Source organism: bacterium (assembly GCA_026416715.1).
In the GTDB taxonomy this organism is placed as follows: domain Bacteria; phylum UBP4; class UBA4092; order JAOAEQ01; family JAOAEQ01; genus JAOAEQ01.
Genome location: JAOAEQ010000063.1, coordinates 1 through 518 on the forward strand (window position 1 = coordinate 1; position 518 = coordinate 518).

General features: G+C 51.9%; 1 protein-coding gene. It reads left to right on the forward strand.

Annotated features, from left to right (window positions below; all coding sequences use genetic code 11):
- Nucleotides 1–236: 236 nt before the first annotated feature.
- The gene (locus N3A72_12490; protein MCX7920393.1) at nucleotides 237–386 is read left to right on the forward strand and encodes a hypothetical protein; all 150 of its coding nucleotides are present in this window, start codon (nucleotides 237–239) and stop codon (nucleotides 384–386) included.
- The last annotated feature ends 132 nt before the right edge of the window (nucleotides 387–518 follow it).

Genomic DNA, 518 nt, shown 5'->3' on the forward strand with positions numbered 1-518 from the left:
CATGCAATGCTGGGAATGCAATCGGAGAAAAAACGATATAGTCCCGTTCGGGTCGGATGAATGAAAAAAAATCTTTTCACCGCAGAGGACACAGAGTGCGCAGAGGATTATCTTGGTCATCAACCAACCCAATTTTTTTCTCAGCGAGCTCAGCGGTCTCTGCGGTGGGAACCTGACCAGCCCCGACTGACTAGCCCCGACTGATTAGCCTCGACCTTTAGGTCGGGGAGACGGAGATGAATGTGATGCGGGCTTCAGCCCAGAATCCGTCTGCGGGAGCGCAGGATATCAGTTTGGAGAAGGTTACCACTCGGGGCTATGCAGACCAATCAATCGTCCCTGACGGGACTAATGCGAGGTGGTGGTTCATCCTGACCCAGCCATGAATGGCTGGGCTAGTATCAATCATCCCTTCGGGATTGACAACAAACAATCTTTTCACCGCAGAGGACACAGAGTGCGCAGAGGTTCTTCTTGGTTAGCCCTGTAAAGGGCGATTGAATTTAGCCCAGCATGCA